Origin of the sequence: Agromyces sp. CCNWLW203 (assembly GCF_036576125.1) — a bacterium.
Classification (GTDB): Bacteria; Actinomycetota; Actinomycetes; order Actinomycetales; family Microbacteriaceae; genus Agromyces.
Map to the genome: position 1 here is coordinate 120,858 of NZ_JAZHYX010000008.1, position 21,838 is coordinate 142,695.

The 21,838-nt window shown below is 69.8% G+C and carries 23 protein-coding genes; 8 read left to right on the top strand and 15 right to left on the bottom strand.

All coding sequences use genetic code 11. The features are described 5' to 3' along the window. The first annotated feature begins 13 nt into the window (after nucleotides 1–13). The gene (locus VPH61_RS17150; protein ID WP_332064723.1) at nucleotides 14–301 is read left to right on the top strand and encodes a DUF1905 domain-containing protein; all 288 of its coding nucleotides are present in this window, start codon (nucleotides 14–16) and stop codon (nucleotides 299–301) included. A 31-nt stretch (nucleotides 302–332) separates the two neighbouring features. Here the strand turns inward: VPH61_RS17150 and VPH61_RS17155 are convergent, their stop codons facing one another. Next, nucleotides 333–944, bottom strand: coding sequence for a response regulator transcription factor (locus VPH61_RS17155; RefSeq protein ID WP_332064724.1), 612 nt, complete (start codon nucleotides 942–944; stop codon nucleotides 333–335). Continuing rightward, nucleotides 941–2,173, bottom strand: coding sequence for a sensor histidine kinase (locus tag VPH61_RS17160; protein WP_332064725.1), 1,233 nt, complete (start codon nucleotides 2,171–2,173; stop codon nucleotides 941–943). The genes VPH61_RS17155 and VPH61_RS17160 overlap by 4 nt, the downstream gene beginning before the upstream one ends. Before the next feature lie 148 nt (nucleotides 2,174–2,321). On the opposite strand from VPH61_RS17160, the gene VPH61_RS17165 reads away from it, so the two are divergent. Beyond that, nucleotides 2,322–2,930, top strand: coding sequence for a hypothetical protein (locus VPH61_RS17165; RefSeq protein ID WP_332064726.1), 609 nt, complete (start codon nucleotides 2,322–2,324; stop codon nucleotides 2,928–2,930). A gap of 162 nt (nucleotides 2,931–3,092) precedes the next feature. Here the strand turns inward: VPH61_RS17165 and VPH61_RS17170 are convergent, their stop codons facing one another. Then, complete coding sequence (locus tag VPH61_RS17170; RefSeq protein ID WP_332064727.1) at nucleotides 3,093–4,682, bottom strand: HNH endonuclease signature motif containing protein; 1,590 nt, start codon at nucleotides 4,680–4,682, stop codon at nucleotides 3,093–3,095. Between the two features lie 214 nt (nucleotides 4,683–4,896). Between VPH61_RS17170 and glsA the strand changes: the two genes are divergently transcribed. Together glsA and VPH61_RS17180 are read left to right on the top strand one after the other, a co-directional pair. Continuing rightward, nucleotides 4,897–6,123 carry a glutaminase A gene (glsA, locus tag VPH61_RS17175; protein WP_332064728.1) on the top strand — a complete coding sequence of 409 codons (1,227 nt, stop codon included), beginning with the start codon at nucleotides 4,897–4,899 and terminating at the stop codon, nucleotides 6,121–6,123. A gap of 234 nt (nucleotides 6,124–6,357) precedes the next feature. Beyond that, entirely contained in the window at nucleotides 6,358–6,582 is a 225-nt protein-coding gene (locus VPH61_RS17180; protein ID WP_332064729.1) for a hypothetical protein, read from the top strand. A gap of 13 nt (nucleotides 6,583–6,595) precedes the next feature. Here VPH61_RS17180 and VPH61_RS17185 read toward each other — a convergent pair whose 3' ends face one another. Beyond that, nucleotides 6,596–6,961 (bottom strand): hypothetical protein, encoded by a 366-nt coding sequence (locus VPH61_RS17185; protein WP_332064730.1) that lies wholly within the window; start codon nucleotides 6,959–6,961, stop codon nucleotides 6,596–6,598. 187 nt (nucleotides 6,962–7,148) lie between these two features. Here VPH61_RS17185 and VPH61_RS17190 point away from each other — a divergent pair, with 187 nt between their 5' ends. Both VPH61_RS17190 and VPH61_RS17195 read left to right on the top strand, forming a co-directional pair. Further along, complete coding sequence (locus tag VPH61_RS17190; RefSeq protein WP_332064731.1) at nucleotides 7,149–8,537, top strand: FAD-binding oxidoreductase; 1,389 nt, start codon at nucleotides 7,149–7,151, stop codon at nucleotides 8,535–8,537. 184 nt (nucleotides 8,538–8,721) lie between these two features. Continuing rightward, nucleotides 8,722–9,324: a dihydrofolate reductase family protein gene (locus VPH61_RS17195; RefSeq protein ID WP_332064732.1), complete on the top strand. Its 603-nt coding sequence runs from the start codon at nucleotides 8,722–8,724 to the stop codon at nucleotides 9,322–9,324. Between the two features lie 43 nt (nucleotides 9,325–9,367). On the opposite strand, the gene VPH61_RS17200 is transcribed toward VPH61_RS17195, so the two are convergent. The 10 genes from VPH61_RS17200 to VPH61_RS17245 all read right to left on the bottom strand — a co-directional run bounded on the left by VPH61_RS17200 (nucleotide 9,368) and on the right by VPH61_RS17245 (nucleotide 18,882). After that, nucleotides 9,368–10,120: an SDR family oxidoreductase gene (locus tag VPH61_RS17200; RefSeq protein WP_332064733.1), complete on the bottom strand. Its 753-nt coding sequence runs from the start codon at nucleotides 10,118–10,120 to the stop codon at nucleotides 9,368–9,370. Then, nucleotides 10,117–10,923 (bottom strand): IclR family transcriptional regulator, encoded by an 807-nt coding sequence (locus VPH61_RS17205; protein WP_332064734.1) that lies wholly within the window; start codon nucleotides 10,921–10,923, stop codon nucleotides 10,117–10,119. Before VPH61_RS17205 ends, VPH61_RS17200 begins: the two co-directional genes overlap by 4 nt. Nucleotides 10,924–11,005: 82 nt before the next feature. Then, the gene (gene kduI / locus VPH61_RS17210) at nucleotides 11,006–11,836 is read right to left on the bottom strand and encodes a 5-dehydro-4-deoxy-D-glucuronate isomerase (RefSeq protein WP_332064735.1); all 831 of its coding nucleotides are present in this window, start codon (nucleotides 11,834–11,836) and stop codon (nucleotides 11,006–11,008) included. Nucleotides 11,837–11,853: 17 nt separating this feature from the next. Then, a complete protein-coding gene (locus VPH61_RS17215; protein ID WP_332064736.1) occupies nucleotides 11,854–12,816 on the bottom strand; it encodes a 2-hydroxyacid dehydrogenase in 963 nt (320 codons plus the stop codon). Between the two features lie 93 nt (nucleotides 12,817–12,909). Then, nucleotides 12,910–14,004, bottom strand: a complete 1,095-nt coding sequence (locus VPH61_RS17220; protein WP_332064737.1) for an extracellular solute-binding protein — start codon at nucleotides 14,002–14,004, stop codon at nucleotides 12,910–12,912. A gap of 88 nt (nucleotides 14,005–14,092) precedes the next feature. Next, entirely contained in the window at nucleotides 14,093–15,229 is a 1,137-nt protein-coding gene (locus VPH61_RS17225) for an ABC transporter ATP-binding protein (protein WP_332064738.1), read from the bottom strand. Beyond that, nucleotides 15,226–16,983 (bottom strand): ABC transporter permease subunit, encoded by a 1,758-nt coding sequence (locus VPH61_RS17230; RefSeq protein ID WP_332064739.1) that lies wholly within the window; start codon nucleotides 16,981–16,983, stop codon nucleotides 15,226–15,228. The genes VPH61_RS17225 and VPH61_RS17230 overlap by 4 nt, the downstream gene beginning before the upstream one ends. Nucleotides 16,984–17,037: 54 nt before the next feature. Beyond that, nucleotides 17,038–17,421: a cupin domain-containing protein gene (locus tag VPH61_RS17235; RefSeq protein ID WP_332064740.1), complete on the bottom strand. Its 384-nt coding sequence runs from the start codon at nucleotides 17,419–17,421 to the stop codon at nucleotides 17,038–17,040. After that, nucleotides 17,418–18,440: a C-terminal binding protein gene (locus VPH61_RS17240; protein ID WP_332064741.1), complete on the bottom strand. Its 1,023-nt coding sequence runs from the start codon at nucleotides 18,438–18,440 to the stop codon at nucleotides 17,418–17,420. The genes VPH61_RS17235 and VPH61_RS17240 overlap by 4 nt, the downstream gene beginning before the upstream one ends. A 97-nt stretch (nucleotides 18,441–18,537) precedes the next feature. Continuing rightward, the gene (locus VPH61_RS17245; RefSeq protein ID WP_332064742.1) at nucleotides 18,538–18,882 is read right to left on the bottom strand and encodes a cupin domain-containing protein; all 345 of its coding nucleotides are present in this window, start codon (nucleotides 18,880–18,882) and stop codon (nucleotides 18,538–18,540) included. 162 nt (nucleotides 18,883–19,044) lie between these two features. On the opposite strand from VPH61_RS17245, the gene VPH61_RS17250 reads away from it, so the two are divergent. Then, complete coding sequence (locus tag VPH61_RS17250) at nucleotides 19,045–19,764, top strand: VOC family protein (protein WP_332064743.1); 720 nt, start codon at nucleotides 19,045–19,047, stop codon at nucleotides 19,762–19,764. Nucleotides 19,765–19,805: 41 nt separating this feature from the next. On the opposite strand, the gene VPH61_RS17255 is transcribed toward VPH61_RS17250, so the two are convergent. After that, on the bottom strand, nucleotides 19,806–21,125 hold the full coding sequence (locus VPH61_RS17255) for a hypothetical protein (protein ID WP_332064744.1): 1,320 nt from the start codon (nucleotides 21,123–21,125) through the stop codon (nucleotides 19,806–19,808). A 140-nt stretch (nucleotides 21,126–21,265) separates the two neighbouring features. Between VPH61_RS17255 and VPH61_RS17260 the strand changes: the two genes are divergently transcribed. Beyond that, entirely contained in the window at nucleotides 21,266–21,646 is a 381-nt protein-coding gene (locus tag VPH61_RS17260) for a YciI family protein (protein WP_332064745.1), read from the top strand. Nucleotides 21,647–21,838: the final 192 nt, after the last annotated feature.

Below are 21,838 nucleotides of genomic sequence, written 5' to 3' on the forward strand. Positions count from 1 at the left end.
GTACGATCGCGACATGCGCATCCGCTTCTCCGCCGGCATCTACGAGTGGACGGCACGACGCAATTGGTTCTTCGTCGACGTGCCACCCGAGCAAGCCGCCGATATCGCCGATCGGCCGCGCATGCCTCGCGGCTTCGGCTCGGTTCGCGTGGTGGCGACGGTCGGCGGAACGACCTGGAGCACCTCGATCTTCCCCCTCGGCGAGACCTACGTGCTGCCGCTCAAGAAGGCGGTGCTGAAGGCCGAGGGCATCGGCGAGGGCGACGAGATCGAGGTCGATCTCGACGTGCTCGACGGCTGATGCGGCAACGCCGAGCTGGGAGTGACTCGCCTCAGATCCAGCCCTGCTGCCATGCCTTCTCGGCGGCCTCGTGGCGGGATGAGGCGTCGAGCTTCGTCATCGCCGACGACAGGTAGTTGCGCACGGTGCCCGGCGCGAGGTGCAGGCGCTCGGCGATCTGCTGCACGCTCGTCGTCGACCGGCTGAAGCGCAGTGCGTCGAGTTCGCGGTCGGTGAGCGGGCAGCGTTCGGCGGTGAGCGCGGTGGCGGCGATCTCGGGGTCGATGTATCGGCGCCCCGCGGCGACGTCGCGGATCACGTGGGCGAGGTCTTCGGCCGGCGTCGACTTCGGCACGAAGCCCGAGACCTTCGAGGCGAGCGCCCGCCGCAGCACGCCGGGTCGCGCGTGCCGGGTCACGATCACGACGCGGGTCGGCACCGCCGCGAGGATGCGCGCGGCGGCCTCGAGCCCGTCGGCCTGCGGCATCTCGAGGTCGAGGAGGCACACGTCGGGCACGGTCGCGATCGCCTGTTCGACCGCGGTCACGCCGTTGTCGGCGCTCGCGACGACCTCGATGTCGGGCTCGAGGTTGAGCAGCGCCACGAGGGCGCCGCGAATGAGATGCTCGTCGTCGGCGATCAGCAGACGGATGCCGCCGCTCACGCCGTCACCCGCACGCCGACGGGCACCGTGGCTCGAAGTTCGAAGCGGGTGCCCGAGTCATCCGTCGACGTCTCGAGCGTGCCGCCCACGGCGGCGAGTCGCTCTCGCAGGCCCGCGAGCCCCGAGCCGTGCGCACGCGGGGTGGTGTCGGTGTCGGTGGCCGTGCCGGCACCTGCGGTGCCGGGCGATGCCGCCGTCACGCCGTCGTTGACGATCGTGAGCTCGACGCGGTCGCTCGTGGTCGTCAGTTCGATCGTCACGCTGGTTGCCTCGCTGTGCCGCAGGATGTTCGTCGTCGCCTCGCGCACGACCGAGGCGAGCGCGCTCTGCGCCGCGGCATCCGACGGCAGCGGGCCCAGGCGCAGCGCGCACTCGGCGCCCGATGCAGCGAGCACCTCGCGGGCGTTCTCGAGCTCGTCGTCGAAGGCGACGTGCCGGTAGCCGGCGACGAGCGAGCGCGTCTCTTCGAGCGCCTGCTTCGCGATGAGGCGGGTTTCGTGCACGAGCTCGCGCGCGGCGGCCGGGTCGATCTCGAGCATGCGCTCGGCGAGCTCCGACTTCAGCGAGATGACCTGCAGGTGGTGGCCCTGGATGTCGTGCAGGTCGGAGGCGAAGCGCAACCGCTCCTGCGTCACCGCGAGCTCGGCGGCGGTGCGACGGTGCCGGTCGAGCTGCACGACCACCTCCCACCACCACATGCTCGTGAGCAGCATGATCGGCAACATCGCCGAGAAGATGGCAATCATCCACGAGTCCGAGGTGCGGCCGAAGTCGAACGACTCGCCCGTCAGGGCGGTGGCGAGCATCGGGTGCGCGATGAGCGTGACGAGCCCGGCGACCAGCACGAGCCGGCGCTGCGGCTTCGGCAGCAGGCAGGCGACGAGCGACGCCGCAGCCCAGAGCGGCACCGCGGCCACGAGCGCATCCGCCTGCGAGAAGAGCCCGACCACCCAGACGATCACGGCCGGGGCGAGGAGTGCCGCCGTCCACCACGGGTTCGGCAGGCCGCCGCTTCGACCGACGCGCAGGAACCAGCAGTAGCGCAGCTGCGTCGCCGACGCGATGAGCAGCAGGACGACGAGCACGGCCGTCACCGTGTCATCCGTGCGCATGAACGCCTCGAGCATCGACAACGTGACGATCAGGTCGAGGAACCCGAAGAAGAAGACGATCGACCCGAGCGTGTACAGCCAGGTGGTCTGCACACTGCGGGCGGGTTCGGCAGGCATGGATTCGAGCCTAGGCCAGTGACATTTGTCATGCCCCGGCGTGCGGAATCCCACGGGTTCACCTGACACCGCGGCACTGCCGCCATCGGGCCCGGCGGCGAAGGATTGAACCAACAGCTCCTCCGCTCTCCCTACGAAAGGACTCGTCGTGATCGACGCCCTGCAGGACTTCACCACTTCCCTCCCCTCGTTCCTCCAATGGTTCGGGGTGATGCTGATCTCGGCGATCCCGTTCGTGGAGTCGTACTTCGGCTCGGTCGTCGGAGTGCTGATCGGGCTGCCGACCCCGGTCGCGATCGGCGTCGCCGTGATCGGCAACGTCATCTCGATGCTCATCTTCGTGATGACGGCGCACGGGGTGCGCGGCAAGGTCGTCTCCGGCAAGACGGCGCGCGGCACGGCGGCGCGGAGCGAGCCGGTCGCCGTCGGGGCTGCGGCCGGAACCGGCGGGACCGGATCCGGAGCGGCCGTCGGCGCTGCGCCCGCCCGGCCTGCCCGGCCTGCCGAGCCCGCCGAGTTCGCCGAGCCCGCCGAGTCGCCGCGCCGCGAGAGGCTGCGTCGTATGTTCGACAAGTACGGCGTCGCGGGTGTCAGCATCATCGGCCAGACCTTCCTGCCGAGCCAGATCACCTCGGCCGCGATGGTCTCGTTCGGTGCGAATCGCAACGCCGTCATCTTCTGGCAGATCATCTCGATCGTGCTCTGGGGCGTCGTGTTCGGCGTGCTCGCCAGCCTCGGCGTCTCGCTCTCGCGCTGAGCGGTGCGGGCTGCTCGAGGTCGACGTCATCCCGCCGTCGGCCTCGACGCCGATGCCCGGCCACGGCACGGCCGCGCTCGGCGCGTAGCTCGCGCTCGAGCTCGGGCTCGGGCTCGGGCTCGGGCTGCTCGCCAACTCCCCAAGGCGCTCACGCCAACGCACTCACGCCGCAGGCGCGGCGCTCGCAGCGGGGATGCTCACCCTTCGCCCTGCACGGCGGGCGCGACGGCCCGCCGCCAGATGTTCGCGCGCCAGGTGCTCGGGCGCCGTGTTGCCCGCCCGGGGAACCTGATGGGGGTCCGGATGCACGGGTGGGATGAACCAGCTGCGATCGTCTCTGATTTCGATCTTCCACCCGTCGTCATGCACCCGATGATGATGGTGGGCGCACAGCATGATGCCGTTCTCGAGGTCGGTCGGGCCCTCATCTCGCTTCCACCAGCGGATGTGGTGCGCTTGCGTGTGCGAGGGAGGCCGCTGGCACCCGGGCCAGGCGCAGCCACCGTCGCGAGCGACGAGCACCGCCTTCTGAGCAGAGCTGAAGAGTCGACGCGATCGCCCGAGCTGCACTCGCTCGGAGCCTTCGGCGAGGTAGAGCGGCGAGATTCCAGCGGACATCGCCCACTCGCGCACCGTCTCGGTGGAGACCGGGTGCTCGACGCCGTCGATCGTCGCGTGCCCCGTGCCGGACGCGAGGTCGTCACCGTCGACGCGCGCGATGACCGTCACCGCTCTCAGCGCCGGAGGGGCGTCAGCGCTCGACAGCGACAGCCACGCGATGTCGGCGAGCGCATCGGCATTCATCTGCGCGATCGAGCGGTCTTCGGCGAGCACGCCGTCGCCTCGGGATGCGTCGGCCGACCCAGCACCATCCGGCCCAGCGCCGACCGACCCTGCATCAGCTGCCTGACCGGTCGTCGCGTCCGCGGCGGCTGCATCGGAGCCGGCGGCGCCGGAAGCCTTCGCGCCGAACCCGGAGCGAGCGTCGCGCGCGGCGTGCAGCTCGGCGCCGACGAGCGTCTCGATCGCCAGCTTGATCGGAGCACCGCTCGCCGGGTCGAATGCGCCGCGGAGGTTGATCATGCCGGCAGCGTCTTGCCAGATCTTCAGCGACCGGGCGCTGCGCAGTTCGTCTTCGCGCGGCTTCACCCCGTCGGGATCGAGATGCGCCTCGAGCTGCCGGATGAGACGCTGCGTGCCTTCGACGCCGACGACGGGCGCCCGCTCGACGAGGAGTACCTCTGCATCACCGAGGTCGTCGCGATCGGCACGAATGGCGACGCGGTCGAGGAATCGACGGATCAGATCGGCGGCATCGATGCTCACCGCGCCCGACTCGAACGCCGTCGCCAGATGAGGATGGCGGGCCGGTAGCACCTCGCCCGTGAACGATCGCCGCCCGGAGGTGGCCTCGCCGATGGAGACGAGCCGCGCGGCATCCGCATACCGACCGCCGGTCGCCTGGACGATCAGCCGCTCGGCCGTGGCGAACCCGTGCTTCTTCGCCACGTCGGACTCGTCGCCCGTTCGCGACCGCCCTGCCAGTTCGGCGGCGCATCGTGCCTGCAGCACCTGCACACTGCGCTGCAGCCGCGCGAGCGCCTCGGTCGCGCGCACCAGACCGTCGTCGCTCATGACCCGGACATCGGAGCCGACCTCGCGCGATTCGGCCATGAGGGCGCCCGACCACGCCTCCGTCAGATTCGCATACAGACCCTCCAGCGACTGGAGTGCTCTGGGCGAATCGTTCATGCTTCATTCTCCCATGTGGAGGACGGCAAGGGAAGAGAAAGATTCGATTGTGGAGAAGCCGATAACACCATAGATTCGAACAAAGATACGATCTACACGATGGCATCTCGAGTGGGCTCATCACACGGACATCAGGGAGGGCACGGCCGAGACTCTGCACATGAATCCGCCAACGTTCACGGCGGCAGAACCACCCCACCCCTAGGCTGACCCCATGGCCGCGGAACTCCGGGATCCCGTTCGACGCATGCTCGAATCCGTGCTCCATGACGTGCGCCCACGCGACGACGGCGAGGTCGCGAGCTACATTCCCGAGCTCGCGACCGTCGACCCCGACCAGCTCGGCGCCGCACTCGCGAGCACCCACGGCGTCGTGCACGAGGCGGGCGACTGCGACGCCGAGTTCACGATCCAGTCGGTGTCCAAGCCCTTCGTCTTCGCGCTCGCGGTCGATGCCCTCGGCCTCGTCGAGGTGACCCGCCATGTCGGCCTCGAACCGAGCGGCGAGCCGTTCAACGCGATCAGTCTGGAGGCGGCATCCGGTCGCCCGCTGAACCCGATGATCAATGCGGGCGCCATCGTGACGACCTCGCTCATGCCGGGCGACACGGCCGACGAGAAGTTCGCCCTCGTGCAGGCCGGCCTCGGCAAGTTCGCGGGCCGCGACCTCGCGGTCGACGACGACGTGTTCTCGTCCGAGGCATCCACCGGCGATCGCAATCGCGCGCTCGCCTACCTGACCCGCTCGGCCGGCACGCTCGCTTCGACGGCGGATGTCGCGACGACCGCGTACTTCCGCCAGTGCTCGCTGACCGTCAACGCGCGCGACCTCGCGATCATGGCGGCGACGCTTGCGACGGGCGGCGTGAACCCCGTGACCGACGACCGCGTCATCAGTGAAGACGCCGCACGCTGGACCATGGCCGTCATGACGAGCTGCGGCATGTACGACGCGTCGGGCGACTGGCTCGTGCGCGTCGGCCTGCCGGCGAAGAGTGGCGTCGGCGGCGGCATCGCGGCGGTGCAGCCCGGCCAGTTCGGCATCGGCACCTTCAGCCCGCGCCTCGACGCGCGCGGCAACAGCACCCGCGGGGTGGCCACCCTCGAGCTGCTCTCGGAGCGGCACGGCCTGCACATGCTGCAGCACCACGGGGCGCCGCTGTCGCCGATCGCCTCGCTCGAACGCGAGGGCGACGACACCGTCGCGAGGCTGCGGGGCGAGATCTTCTTCGCCGGCGCCGAGGAGGTGCTCACGCGTCTCTCCCCCTTCGTCGGCGGTGACGGATGCCTCGTGCTCGACTTCTCCGAGGTGACCCGAGTCGGCGAGGGCTCGAAGCGCGTGTTCGCCGCGGCGCCCGCGCTCGTGGGAGCCGGGCCCGACGGGCGCGCCCGCGTCGTCGTGCGCGATCCGGAGGGCGTGCTGCGGCTGCACGACGAGTGAGCGGTCGAACAACCGAGCGGATGCCGCGCGGCGGCTGCACCACGAGTGAGCAAGCGGATGCTGCATGGCGGCCGCATGCCGCCCGGGCTGAACACGGGCACGCACCGGCGGTACCCGATCGACGCCGCACGTCGGGTGTCAACCCCTTCCGCGCCCGCGGCCGATCGCGAGAGGCTGGCATGGCCGAGCGACCCGACGAGACCTCGCCGGCACTGATGCGCGAAGGAGCGAGCGATGACCGACTCGACCGTTTCCGGCCAGCCCTACGAGCCGACGAAGGCGACCGGCCCCCGACGACCCGACGATGAGCTCCGCGCCGACGAGACCGGCGCGGAGGAGCCGCGCAAGGACGACGGCGAGACGAAGGATCCGACGCAGACGCCCGACGGCGAGGCGGCGCCGCTCAGCGAGTCCACCGACGGCGGTCTCGACGGCGGCGACCCGGGCGTCGAGGAGTAGTCCGGACTGCGCCCTATCGCTCGCCGAGCAGCAGCCCGCGCCGCGTCGTCTCGGAGCGCATCGCGTTGATGAAGTCGGCGTACGCGTTCTTGCTCTTCGCGTAGCCGATCGCACCGCCCTTGACGGCGCCGAGGGCGCCATCCTGGTCGAAGCGGAGCCACGTGTTGCCGTGCTGGTCGACGCCGATGTCGAACGTGAACGAGATGTGAAAGTTCTTGCCCGCCATCGCTCCGAGCAGCAGGGTCTTCGACAGGTTGCCGCGCTCGAGCTTGATGCTGCCCTGCGACGGCTGGGTGGCCTCGTAGCCGAGGCCCTGCGCGATCGAGATCACGACGGGCACGGTCTGCTGTTCGTTGCCGGCGAGGATGAGTTCGGGCATGGCGTCGGGCTCCTTCTGATGGCGGTCAGGCCTGGCGGCCGGCCAGACGACGATATCGCGACCACGAGCGGATGCCGCGTGGCGTCAGCCGAGGTTCCGGACACGCCCCGCGGCGTGCACCCGATGCGGTGCATGGCCGTCTCGAATCTCGCTGGCGGCCACGAGACCCGAGGAGTACCTTGACGGCATGACCGTGGCGGTCGATGCAGCCGCGTTCAGCGAACTGGAGTCCGGGTTCGCTGGCGAGCTCGTGCGGCCCGAAGACGCCGGCTTCGACGAGCACCGCAAGGTCTGGAACGGCTCGATCGATCGTCGCCCCGCCGTGATCGCGCGCTGCGCCGGCGCCGACGACATCGGTGCGGCGCTCCTCTTCGCTCGCCGCACCGGCCTTCCCGTCGCCGTTCGCGGCGGCGGTCACAGCTTTCCGGGCCTCTCGGTGTGCGACGACGGCATCGTGATCGACCTCGCGCCGATGAGGGGGGTGACCGTCGACCCCGAGTCGCGCACGGTGCACGTGCAGGCGGGCGCACTGCTCGGCGACCTCGACCGGGCGACGCAGCCCTCGGGGCTCGCGGTGCCGAGCGGCATCGTCACGCACACCGGCGTGGCCGGCCTGACGCTCGGCGGCGGCATCGGGTGGATCATGCGCAAGCACGGCCTCAGCATCGACCAGCTGGCGTCGGTCGAGCTGACCACCGCCGAGGGCGAGCACGTCATCGCGAGCGAGACCGAGAACGCCGAGCTCTTCTGGGGCGTGCGCGGCGGCGGCGGCAATTTCGGCATCGTCACCGCGTTCGACTTCAGACTGTGCGAGGTCGGTCCGACGGTCGTCGCGGGCCCCATCTTCTGGCCGATCGAGCAGTCGCCGCAGGTGCTGCGCTTCTACCGCGACTGGATCGCCGACGCGCCCGACGAGCTCATGACGATCGTGCTGCACCGCAAGGCGCCGCCGCTCCCCTTCGTTCCGCCCGAGCTGCACGGCAAGCTCATCGTGGGCGTGGTCTGCTGCTACACCGGGCCGGTCGACGAGGGCGAACGCGTCGTGCGCCCGATGAAGCGGTTCGGTTCGCCGGTGCTCGACCTGTGCGTACCGAAGCCGTTCCTCGAGCATCAGGCGATGTTCGACCCCTCCTTCCCGCCCGGGCGCTGGTACTACTTCCGCTCGTGCGATGTCGCCGAACTGAGCGACGAGGTCATCGACATCACGGTCGAGCACACGCGGCGCATCCGGTCGCCGTTCACGAGCTTTCCCATCTGGCAGCTCGGCGGCGCTGTGGCGACGGTCGGCGAGAACGAGACGGCGTTCAACGGGCGGAGCGTCGGACACACGTTCAACATCAACGCGGCGACCGAGACATCCGCCGGCTTCGATGCCGAACGCGACTGGGTGCGCGACTTCTGGACGGCGCTGAAGCCGTTCCACACGAGCGTCTACGTGAACTTCCTCATGGACGAGGGTGAGGCGCGGATTCGCCAGGCCTACGGGCCGGAGAAGTACGGCCGGTTGAAGGCGCTCAAGCGCGAGTACGACCCCACGAACCTGTTCCGCTTGAATCAGAACATCCCGCCGGGCTGAGGCTGCCGGCCGAGGACTCGACGGCCACCCCTCGCCGCGCAACGTGTGCGCGTCACGGTCGTGCTCGCACGCGCACGCGCGATGCCTCGCGCCTGTGGAGGGGAGGTCGTGTCGATTTCCCCTCGCGGGCATCGACTCATTGGAGAACGATGGAACGAGCCATCCGCTCACGAAGGGAACCGACATGCGCAGGATCACCGTGACCAACAACATCTCGCTCGACGGCGTGATGCAGGCGCCGATGTCGCCGGAGGAGGACACCCGCGGCGGGTTCACGCTCGGCGGCTGGGCGCTCGGCGCGAACGCCGACCCCGAGCTCGGCGCCGAGATGGCGAAGGGCATGGCGAACACCGGCGCGATGCTCTTCGGCCACCGCACCTACGACCACATGGCCGCCTACTGGCCGCACCAGACCGACGGCAACCCGTTCACCGAGCACCTGAACCGCACCGAGAAGTACGTCGTGACGCGCGATCCCTCACTCGAACTCGACTGGCAGCACTCCACCGTCGTCGCGGGCGACGCCGTGCAGACGGTCGCCGAGCTGAAGGCGACGGATGACGGTGATCTCTCGATCCTCGGCAGCGGCGAGCTCGTGCGCGCGCTCGCGAACGCCGGGCTCATCGACGAGTACGTGCTGATCGTGCATCCCCTGGTGCTCGGCTCCGGGCAGCGCCTGTTCGACGGCGTGCATCAGGAGCTGACCCTCGTCAGCAGCATGACGACGGGCACGGGCATCACGCTGGCGCGGTATGCGCCCCGCGAGACCGGGCGCACTGCCGACTGACGCGCTTGCCGCCGCGCCGGGTCCGTCGGATGCCAGCAGTCGCTCAGCGCCCGAGCCAGCCCCCGTCGACCGGCAGCACGACACCGTGGATGTACGCGGCGTCGTCCGACGCGAGGAAGACCGCGGCACCCGCGATGTCGTCGGGTGTCGCCCAGCGACCCGCCGGGATGCGCTCGGAGATCTGGCGGTGCCGCACGGGGTCCCTCTGGATGGCCACGTTCATGTCGGTCGCGACGTAGCCGGGTGCGACGGCGTTGACGTTCACGCCGTGGGCCGCCCATTCATTCGCGAGAGCCTTCGTGAGCTGCGCGATGCCGCCCTTGCTCGCCGCGTATCCGGGCACGGTGAGCCCGCCCTGGAAGCTCAGGAGCGACGCGATGAACACGATCTTGCCGCTGCCGCGTTCGACCATGCCGCGCCCGAGTTCTCGCGCGAGGATGAACGGCGATCGCAGGTTGACACCGAGGACATCGTCCCAGTCGGCGGTCGGATGCTCCGCTGCGGGCGCGCGGCGATTGATGCCGGCGGCCTGCACGAGCACATCGGGTGTGCCGTGCGCCTCGCCGATGCGCCCGGCGAGCTCGAGCGCCGCATCGGGGTCGGCGAGGTCGGCGACGAGCGGCTCGAACGCCCGCCCGAGCCCGCGGATCTCGGCCGCGACATCCGCGAGGCCGTCGATCGAGGAGCCGACGCCGATGATGTCGGCGCCGCCTCGGGCGAGCCGTAGGGCGATCGCACGCCCGATGCCGCGGCTCGCGCCCGTCACGACGGCGATGCGGCCGGGTGCTGCGCTCACGAGCCGCTCCGCGACGCCCCCATGGAGGCCGAGATCTCGGCCGCGGTCCCGACGATGCGCGAGCCGAGCTCCTCGGCTGATTCAGGGGTGACGCGCGTCGCAGGGCCGGCGATGCTGACCGCCGCGATGGCCCGGCCCTGGAAGTCGAACACCGGGGCGGCGAAGCCGCGGATGCCCTCGCGGTTCTCCTGGTCGTCGATCGCGAATCCGCGGTCGCGGGTCGCCGCGAGGTCGTCGGCGAGGTCCGCCGCCGTTCGCAGTGTGTGCGACGTGCGGGGCGCGAGCGAGGGCGGAATGCTCACGGCGCGCATCTCTTCGGGAGTCCAGGCGAGGATCGCCTTGCCGATCGCCGTGGCATACGCGGGCACCGCCGCCCCCACGCGGCTGAACACGCGCACCGGCTGGGGGCTGTCGACGAGCTCGATATAGACGACGTCGGTGCCGCTCAGCACGCCGAGGTGGGCGGTCTCACGCGTCTCGTCGACGAGCGAGCGCATCGACGGCAGTGCGGCGCGGCGGAGGTCGAGCCGGTTCAGGTACTCCGACCCGAGCTGCACGGTGGCCACACCGAGGGTGTAGACGCCGAGCTCCTCGTCGAAGCGCAGGAACTGCCGCGCCTCGAGCGTGCGCAGGATGCGCAGCGTCGTGGGCTTGGAGTACCCGAGGATCGAGCTGCACGCCGCGAGCGTGAGCCCCGGCGGGGGGCTCTCGGCGATCTGGAGCAGCACCTGCAGCGCGCGGTCCACGCTCTGCGTGCCGGTCGTGCCTCCGGCGTCGCGCTGCTTCTCCGACGTATCGGCCATCGGGCGTCCCTTTCGTGAGGATTCGGTGGTGCGGAACGAGCGCGAGTCGCAGGGGGTGTCCCTACGCTAGCGGCAGCCCCGGTCAGGCGAGGGCGGTGACGGCGATCTGATCCATGTCGGTGAAGGCCTGGTTCTCACCGGCCATCACCCACACGAACGCGTAGTTCGTCGTGCCGGATCCGAAGTGCACCGACCAGCTCGGCGAGATCACCGCGTCGCGGTCGGACAGCACGAGCGTGCGGGTGTCGTCGGGTTCGCCCATCACATGCTGGATGCGGTGCCCCTCGGGCAGGCCGAAGTACAGGTAGATCTCGGTGCGGCGATCGTGGGTGTGGGGCGGCATGCTGTTCCAGACGCTGCCCGGTTCGAGCGCCGTGATGCCGAGCACGAGCTGGTCGCTCTGCGCACCGTCGGCGTGGATGTGCTTGTAGACGGTGCGGCGGTTCGCCGTCGACGCGTCACCGGTCTGCGTGGTGTTCGCATCCTGCAGGCGGACGAGCCTCGTGGGGTGGCCGCTGAACGAGAGCGCCGAGGCGAGGTAGAACGCGGCTTCCTCGTCGCCGTTCGCGGCGAACACGACGCTCAGCGTGCCCTGGCCGATGTACAGCACGTCCTTGTGCGCGAGCGTGTACTCGACGCCGTCGACCGTGACGGTGCCGGCCTGCCCGAGCTGCACGACCGCGAGTTCGCGTCGATCGCAGAAGCGCTCGCTGCGCAGCTCGGCGGGGCTCTCGAGCTCGATGGGCGAACCCGCGAGCGGCACGACGCCGCCGATGACCATGCGGTCCTCGTGCGTGTAGACGAGCACCTGTTCGCCCGGCACGAAGAGCGCGTCGGCGACGAAGCGGTCGCGCAGCGCGGCCTTGGGCAGCCCGCTGACGTCGGCGGGGTGGGAGGCGTGTCGGATCTGCATGGGTGTGGTGCTCCGTTTCAGTGGATGACGTTGGTCGGTCGGCCCGACGCGAACGCCAGGATGTTCTCGCCGGCGAGCCGGAACACGTCGTCGGCCTCGTCGGTGTGGAATCCGATGTGCGGCGTGAGCACGGCGTTGCTCCCGATCGAGGGCAGCGTCTCGGTATTCGGCGGCTCCTCGGCGAACACGTCGATGCCGGCGCCGAAGATGCGTCCGGCGGCGAGCAGCTCGTCGAGCGCTTCGGTGTCGACGACCTCGGCGCGCGCGGTGTTGACGAAGATCGCGTCGGGTCGCAGGCGTTCGAGCAGTTGCCGATTCACGAGCCGGTCGGTCTCGGGCGAGTGCGTCACGTGAACGGAGACGACGCGCGAGGTCGCGACGAGTTCGTCGAGGCTCACGTACTGGGCGCCGAGCGCGGCGGTGCGCTCGGGGTCTTCGGTGCGGCTCCAGTACACGGGCTCCATGCCGAGTCCCTTCGCGAGACGGATGACTCGTGAGCCGATCGCGCCCGCACCGATCACGCCGATGCGCTCACCGGCGAGCTTGACGCCCTGGTGCTTGGCCCAGGCGCCGGAGCGGACGATGCCGTCGCCCTCGACCACTCGACGCGCGACGGCGAACATCAGCGCGATCGCATGCTCGGCGACGCTCTGGCTGGCGAAGTCGGGCACGTTGGTCACGGTGACGCCTGCGCGTTCCGCTTCGGCCATGTCGACGAAGCGGCGAGCACCGGTGCCGACGAAGCTCACGAGCTTCAGGGTCGGTGTCTGTTCGAGCAGCCCGGCGGGCAAGGGCCCCTGGTCGCCGATCACGTAGAGCGCGTCGAAGCCCGCGGCGCTCGCGATGGCATCCCCGGGCTGGTCGAACCGCCCACCGTCGACCCATGCGAACTCGTGGCCCTGCGCCCGCAGGGGCGCCGCGACGTCACGTTCGACGATCTCGCGGTACTGGTCTTCAGTGTCGATGCAGACGATGCGCATCCGTTGGCTCCTTCGTTCCGGGCGGTGGTTCTGGTCGTGTGCGCGGTGCCTGCCGCCGGTCGTGCCCGGCGGCAGGCCCCGCAGCGGCTACGGCTACTCGCCGAGCCAGCGGTTGAACTGGTCGAGCACGGCGTCGATGTTGTCGGAGTAGTAGCCGACATCCTGCTTGATCGAGTCGGTGACGTTCTCGCCGATCGGGAGGAACTGCTGCACCCCGGCCGGGAACGACGAGGGCTCGAGGCCGATGACCGACGCCGGGATGGGCGTGGGCACCTTGCTGCCGAAGGCGATCTGGCCCTCGGTGTTCTCGATCACGTGCGCGAGGAGCTCCTGCGCCGCTGCAGCGTTCGGGGCATCGGCCGGGATCGACCACACCGAGTTGGAGTAGCCGGCCTCGTTCCAGGTGATCGAGGCCGGGAAGCCGTTCTCGGAGCTCGCGACGAATGCGCGGTTCGCCCAGAGGATGCCGATGTCGCACGAGCCGTTCTCGAAGGACTCGATCGACTGCGCACCGCTCGTCCACCACGTGATGTCGCTCTTGATCTCGTCGAGCTTGGCGAGGGCGCGGTCGACGTCGAGCGGGTAGAGCTCGTCAGGTGCCACGCCGTCGGCGAGCAGCGCCGCCTCGAGGGTCCAGCCGTACTGCGGGTTGTTGAAGAAGCAGCGCTTGCCCGGGAAGGTCTCGAGATCCCAGAGGTCGGCCATCTCGGTGGGCTTCACGTCGGGGTAGGCCTCGTCGTCCCACGTGAGCACCATGCCGAACGTGCCGACCTCGATGCCGTACTCGTCGTAGGTGCCCTCGACGAGCTTGTCGACGGGAACGATCGAGGTGTCGATCTTCTCGAGGAACCCGTCGTCGGCCGCCTTCGCTGCGTCGTTGACGGTCGGCAGGAAGACGAGACTCCAGGGCACCTGTCCGGCATCGGCCGCGGCGAAGAACTTCGTCGCGGCTTCGTTGTAGTCGTCGGTCACGGTGACGCCCGTGTCGTCGGTGAAGTCGCCGAAGAGCGTCGCGTCGAGTCCTTCCCAGACGGTACCGCCGCTCGTGTCGTAGAAGAGGATGTCGCCGCTGATGGCGCCGTCCTCCGCTGGAGCGGCGTCGCCTGCGGATGAACACGAGGTGAGGGCGACCGCCGCGGCGATCGTCGCGGCTCCTGCGAGCAGGAGGCGGTGACGGGTGATACTCATTGCTGCTCCTAGATTTCTCGTGACTGCTGGATGGTGCTCTGGCTGGTGATGCGATTCGGGTTTCGGTGCAGGGTCGTACGAGCGCGCCTCAGTCGCGCGCGGGTTCGGCCGCGACGAGTGCGATCTCGCCGGGCCGCACGAGGAGCGACACGCGGTCGCCCACGACGGGCACGGATGCCGCGGGGTCGAGGTCGGCCGTGCAGGCCACGCCCTCGGCGTCGAGGTGGATGCTCCGGCGCTGGCCGAGGAACCGCACCTCGGTGATGACGGCCTCGCTGATGCGCTGGAGTCCGGCGGGCACTTCCGGCCCGCCGAGGATCAGCTGCTCGGGCCGCACCGAGCACACGACGTCATCGCCGACGATCGCCGGGTTGGCGCGGGCGGTGAGTTCGTGGGCGCCGACCTGCACGGTCGCGCGCGCCCCGTCGAGACCCGTGATGCGCCCCGGGAACAGGTTCGTCTTGCCGAGGAACTTCGCGACGAAGAGGTCTTTCGGTTCGCGGTAGAGCTGCTCTGGAGTGCCGAGCTGGCAGATGCGGCCGTCGCGCATGACGCCCATGCGGTCCGAGAGGATGAACGCCTCCTCCTGGTCGTGCGTGACGTACACGGCGGTGGTGTTCGACTCCTGCTGGATGCGTCGCACCTCGGCGCCGAGCTCTTCGCGGAGCCCTCGGTCGAGGGCGCCGAGCGGCTCGTCGAGCAGCAGCACCCGCGGGTTCTGCGCGAGGGCGCGGCCGAGGGCGACGCGCTGCTGCTGGCCGCCACTGAGCTGCGAGGGGTAGCGGTCGGCGAATCCGCCGAGCGCCACGAGCTCCACCATCTCCGCGACGCGCGCGGCACGCTTGGCCCCGGGGATCTTCCGCACCTTGAGTCCGTACTCGATGTTCTCGGCAACGGTCAGGTGCGGGAACAGGGCGTAGTTCTGGAAGACGAACCCGATGTCGCGCTTCTGGGTGGGCGTTCGCGTGACATCCGTGCCGTCGATGTGAAGGGCGCCGCGCGCAGGGTCGAGGAGACCGGCGATGATGCGGAGCAGCGTGGTCTTTCCCGATCCGCTCGGGCCGAGCAGCGTGAAGAATTCGCCGGCATGCACGTGCAGGTCGGTGTCGGCCAGCGCCGGTACCCCGTTGTAGTCGAGGCCGATGCTCGAGACCAGGACTTCGCCGCGGCGAGCGCCCGTCGTCGTGTCGTCGCCGGGGGTGCGGCGGGCGGTCGAGAGGGTCATGACTTCTCCTGTCGGGCCGAGGTGCGGCGGTTGGTCGCGCGGGTCGTGACGCTTCGTACGACGACGATCACGACGACGACGAGCACGAGCAGCGAGGCCACGGCGGGAACCGTGGGAACGATGCCGCTCTCGAGGTACTTGTAGATGGTCACGGGCAGGGTCTTCGTCGGCCCGGTCTGGATGAAGAGGGCGAGCACGACCTCGTCCCACGAGGTCACGAAGGCGATCGCGAATGCACCGACGACGCTCGGCATGATGCCGCGCACGACGATGGTCCAGAAGGCTCGTGGGCGTGAAGCGCCGAGGGTCCACGCGGCGGCCTCGATGCCGCGGTCGGCCGCGCTCATGGCCGAGGCGATGAGCGCATAGCTGAGCGGTGCTGCGATGATCGTGTGGGCGAAGATGAGCCCGATGGTGGTGCCGGTGAGTCCGAGCTTCAGTTCGACGTCGTAGATGCCGATCGCGAGGAGGATCGCGGGCGTCACGATCGGCGCGAACGCGAGCCCGCCGACGACGGCCTTGCCGAGCGTCGAGGTCATGCGGCTCGTGACCCGGGCGAGGATCAGCGCCATGCCGACCGAGAGCACCGCGGTGCCGATCGCGACGACGATGCTCTGCATGATCGGCCCGAGCCAGGTCTGGCTGGTGAACACCTCGCCGAACCAGCGCAGCGTGAAGCCGCGCGGCGGGAAGACGACGGTGCCGGTCTCGCCGACCGCGAGCGGGAAGACGAAGAGCACGGGCACCACGAGGAACGTGATCGTGATGAAGGTCACGACGGCCGAGACCGCCATCCACGGCGACCAGCGGAACGGAAGCGAGGTGCTGACGCCCTTGGCCTGCGCCTGCCCGACGCCGCCGGGCTGGAAGCTGCCGGCCACCTTCACGACGCCGACGTAGCAGATGATCGTCGCGATGAGCAGGAGGATGCCCATGGCGCTCGCGATGCCCCACTGGTAGACGTCGATCTGCTGCTGGATGTAGACCGAGATGGTCTGCTCCTGCGGGCCGCCGAGGATGGCGGGCACGAGGAAGAAGCTGAGGCCGAGGATGAACACGAGCAGTGCACCGCTCACGATCGACCCGCGCACCATGGGCAGGTAGACCGTGAAGAACGTGCGCACCGACGAGGCGCCGAGCGTGCGGGCGGCGAGCACGAGGTTGTCATCGACCGAGGTCATTCCGGCGTAGAGCACGAGCACCATGTAGGGCAGCAGGTACATGACCGTGCCGACGAGGGTGCCGGCCTGGGTGTAGAGCAACGAGGTCTCGCCGAACCCGAGCGCGAGACTCAACTGGTTGACGATGCCATTGGGGCTGAGGATCGAGGTGACGGCGAAGAGCCGCACGACGATCGAGACCCAGAACGGCACGAGGATGAGGAGGAGCAGGAGGCCCGCGGTGCGCTTGGAGAGCCGCGAGATGAAGTACGCGGTCGGGAAGGCGAGCAGCACGGTGAGCAGCGTCGAGTTGACCGCAAGCAGCACCGTGCGCCATTCGATGCGCAGCAGGAAGTCGTCGACGAAGAGCTGCTGGTAGTTCGCGAAGTCGAGCACGGGGGCGGCTGCGTCGAACCGACCCTCGGGGCTGAGCGAACGCAGCAGCACGCTGAAGACGGGCCAGACGAAGAAGATCACGTAGATCGCCACGACCGGGGCGAGCAGGGCCACGCGGGCGACCACGACGCCGATGCGCCGTCTGATGACAGGGTCGGCGGTGATCGACAGCGGCGTCGTCGCATCCGTCACGGTCATGTAGTCTCCTCTCGTTCGTTGATTTTGGAACACCGTACCGATTTCTGATTTCGATCAGATGTCGGCGGCGTTCCGCCGCGTTTCGGGGGCATCGAAGATCGTGTAGACCTTGCGCACGGTCGCTGAGACACGCCAGGTGCCGGTCCAGCCGGGCTCGAGCACGAGCACCGTTCCGGGCGCGATCCGGGTGACCGAACCGTCGGCGTGCGTGATCGTGCCCTCGCCCGAGAGGAACTGCATGACCTCGCCGGCCTCGGGCTTGGCCGAGGCGAACTCCCCCGGCGTCACCTCCCAGACGCCGACCTCGAGGCCGGCCTGCGCCACGAGCACGTGTTCTGCGGTACGCGGGTCGCCGGCGAGCACGCGAGCAGGCGCTCCGGTCGGCTCGAGCGCAAGATCGCGCAGAGCGGCGGGCGAGAAGTCGGCGGCGAGGTTCACGAGTGTTCCAGGGCGGTGACGGGGGCGGATGCCGCAGCACGATCGAGCGCGGCGCGATTGACGATCGACGGCACTTCGCGTGCGCGCAGCACGGCGGCGCAGCGCTCGGCGAGGCGGGCGCGCAAGCGCTGCTCCGAGGCATCCGAATACCAGGCGAGGTGATTGGTGATGATCGCGTTCGGCGCGGCGAGCATCGGGTCGTCGGCGGCGGGCGGCTCGGTCTCGAGCACGTCGAGCGCGGCCATCGCGAGTCGGCCGTCGTGCAGGGCGGCGGCGAGCGCAGCTCCGTCGACGAGGCCGCCGCGCGAGACGTTCACGAGCGTCGCGGTCGCCTTCATGCGGGTGATCGCCTCGGCGTCGACGAGGTGGTGGGTGTCAGCGGTGAGCGGCAGGTGCAGGCTCACGATGTCGCCGTCGGCGAGCGCGGTGTCGAGATCGACGAGCTCGACGCCGTCGAGGTCGCCCGCGAAGGGGTCGTGCGCGATGATGCGCGAGACGAAGGGGCGCATGAGGCGGATGACCTCTCGGCCGATGCGGCCGACGCCGATGAGCGAGAGCGTGGCCGCCGAGAGCGGGGCGATGGGTCGCAGCTGCGCCCAGTCGGCCCACTCGCCGCGGCGCACGAGCGCGTCGGCGGCGGTGATGCGACGGTTCGCGTCGAGCATGAGGGCGACGGCGTGCGTCGCGACCTCCTCCTCGCAGTAGTCGGGCACGTTGACCACGGGTATCGAGCGAGCGGATGCCGCGGCCAGGTCGATCGTGTCGACGCCCACTCCGTAGCGGCCGATGACCTTCCAGCCCGGGTTGGCGTCCATGACCTCGGCGGTGATGGTCGCGTACTGCACGAGGACGCCATCGGCGAGGGTGCCGCCGTTGAGGCTCCCATGCTCGGCCCGGGCGTCACGCACCTCGACCGCAGCCGGCGCTGCGGCCGCCGACTCGACCTCGACATCGCCATACGACGAATCGAGCACCTCGAGCAGCGGCTTCGCGCCCCGTGATTCCCATGTCTCGGTCACTCGACCACATCTCCGTTGCTGTGTCTTGGGCAAAGCTGTCTGAATTACTGCGGGTCCCGTCAGGGTCGGCCCGACCCGAGGCCGTGGCCGACCTGCCTCAGGAGGCCGCGTCGGGAAGGTCGATCATCATCGCCCGAGCGCGCTCAGCTCCGCGGTTGCGACCACGATGCGGACGGTTGCCCGGGATGAGGTACCCCTCCCACGCGCTCGCCGAGATCTCGCCGCCGTCCTCGAATTCGAACGTGAGCTCTCCCTCGAGCACGACCCCGTAGTGGGATCGCGAGCACCAGGCGGTGCGGCTGGCACCGGCGTCGTACTCGACCGCATTCCACACGGTGCCGTCGTGCGCCGGCACCGCCCTCAGTCGGCAGCCGGCCGGGCCGGACGTGTCCCATTCGACGCCCGTGAACTCGATCTTCTCCTGCTGCTCGACCACCATCATTGGCTCCCGTTCGATCTGTTCGAGGCGTGTCCTCCTGCTCATATTGATACGGCGTATCAGATTTGTCAACAGTTCTTGGAACGGTGTTTCATTTTTGTTGACTCCTCGAAGAGCCGCCTTCCTTGATGCCGCCGCGCCGCCGCAGCGCTACACTCCGCGATCATGGACATGCTGATGGGCGACCAGATCGCCGCGGCCAACCTGACCGACTGGCGCAAGCTCGCCCAAGGGCTGCATGCTCGGTACCTGATCGACGACTTCGGCTCCGGCGCACGATTCGTCGTCGCCGTGGGTGAGGCGGGCGACGCGCTCGGCCATCACCCGCGCGTCACAATCGGCACCGGGTACGTCGACCTCGAGCTGGTCAGCGACGACGCCATTTACCGTGACGACGAGGGCACCGAACACGTCGTCGAATGGGTGACCCAGCACGACGTCGACCTCGCGCGACGCATCACGTCGATCGCTGCCGATCACGGGCTCGCCGCTGACCCGGCCTCGGTCAGCGAGATCGAGCTCGGCCTCGACGCTGCCGACTCGGCGACCATCGCCCCGGTGTGGGCCGCCCTCCTGACCGGGAGTGCCGACTCCCAGGGCCGCGGCTCCCCCGGCGACGAGATCCGGGACGCCACCGTGCGGGTGCCGAACCTGTGGTTCGAGGAGGTCGAGGACCTCGCCGATCTCGCCCATCTCGCCGCCGAGCGCGAGGCCCCGCGTCAGCGATTCCACCTCGAGGTCTACGTCGCGCCCGAGGCGGTCGAGCAACGGGTCGCCGCCGCCCTCGCCGCGGGCGGAACCATCGTCGACGACAGCGAGGCGCCGGCGCTCACGGTGATCGCTGACCAGGACGGCAACAGAGGGGTCATCGCGACGAAGGGCTGAAGCGCCGACTCAGCTGGCATTCGGCTCAGGTGCCGTTCGACTCAGGTGCCCCCGCCACCGTCGCCACCACCGCCGAAACCTCCGCCGTCGAACCCACCACCACCGAAACTGCCATCGCCGTCGAAGCCGCCACCGGCGCCGCCGTAGCCGCCGCCTCCCCCGTCGCCGAACGTGCCGTTGCCGCCGCCCGCGAGGTACCCGCCGCCCCACCCCTTAGTGTCGGCGAGCATCGGCACTCCGAACCGCGAGTGCTCGCCGCGCTGCAGTACCCCGCCACCGACACCGATGGGCTGTACGAGTTCGGCGGCGATGATCGCCAGGCACGACGCGAGGCGGTCGGCCGTGAGCGGCGCCGTCGAGCGATACCAGCTCGGCGCGATGCCCGACCTCGCCGCGACCTCCGCGAAGCTTCGAACGACGGATGTCTCGCCGAACAGCACCGCCCACGGCAGGAGCTTCTCGCCCGCGGCGACAGTCGGGACATCCGCCCCTTCGATCGCCGCCTGCAATTCGTTCGCTCGCGCTCGCAACTGCATGCCGGCGGCGTTCAGCGGAATCGCCCGCGGCAGGAACACGCGTACCGCGACCGCCGCCGCCCCGATCACGATCGCGCTCCAGGCGAGCGACTTCGACTGGTCGTCGGGCAGGGTGAGGCTGACGAACCCGAGCACCACGCCCGCGAGGCCCGCGAACGTCGTCACCCCGAACCGCAGGCTCGGGCGATTCTCGCGATACCAGGCGGCCGCGTCGCGGAATCCGTCGCGCGTGACTGCGAGCAACTGCCCGTTGTTCTTCACGACCCGATCGACGTCGACGCTCGCGCCGCGCGCGAGCGTGCGCGACCCGCCGACGAGCCCGGGCGCGAGCATGGCGATCACCGTGCCGTCGGCGCCCTCGTTCTCGACGTCGGTGCGAGCCGCCAGCGGAGCGTCGCCGTCGAACACCAGGTGAATGTCCTTCGCACGCGCCGGCTCGCCCCGCTCGCCGTCTGGCAGGTCGGCAGCTTCACGGATGTCGCGGCGATCCTCGATCGCGATGACCCCGCTGACGGCGAGCAGCACCACCGTCGCGGGCAGCCACCGCGTCGATGCCTCTCCCGAGACGAACCCGACAGGCAGCACGCCAGCGACCTCGGGATCGACGATCGCGAGCGAGGTGCCGGGCTCGGGCTTGCGCAGCCACGAAACGACGAGCGTGCCGACGCAGACCGCGGCGGTCAGCGATGCGGCGAGCGCGATGAGCGGCAATATGGCCGTGCTGAGCCCGGTGCTCCCGGGTGCCGCGAGCGACCCGATGCCGGCGCCGGCATCGGCCAGGTCGGCGATGACCTGGTGCAGTGCCGCGGCCGGGAAGCGCTTCATGAGCGGAGATTACTCCTGCTGGTGCCCAGCGGGCGAGCGGCGCAGACTATTGATTTCGAGCCCGTGTCGATCTGAGCCGCGCTCGTTCGACGCATGAGTAGAGGGGCCGCCAACGGCACCCGACGACGAAAGGAACGATCATGACGCAGTACTTCCTCACCGTGCCCCACGACTCCGCCGATGAGCCGACGATGGAGTCGATGCAGGAGTTCGACCCCGCCGATTTCGCAGCGGTCATCGCCGCGGTCGACGCGTTCAACGCAGAACTGAAGGAGTCGGGCGCGTTCGTGTTCGCCGGCGGCCTGAACCCGCCCTCGACCGCGAAGACCGTCGACGCCTCGTCGGGCGAGCCCCGGGTGCTCGACGAACCGTTCGTCGAAGCGCCGTCGTACGTCGGCGGGTTCTGGGTGATCGAGGCGGCCGACGACGCCGCAGCTCTCGAATGGACCACCAAGGCAGCGCAGGCGCTGCAGGGCCGCATCGAGGTGCGTGCGCTGCAGGAGGCGCCGCCCGAGGCGTAGAGATCCCGGGGCCGCGTGATGCCGCGCGGCCCCCAGCGCCGCCTCGTGTGGCCGGCGCATCCGTACTTTCGGTCCGCGTCGGCACACGTGTCTCACGTGTGACCTACGCTGGCGCTACCGCACCAACCGCTCCGGCCGGAAGGACACGAGCTCATGAGCTCTCCGCTCCCCGAGCAACCACCCGCCGATGTC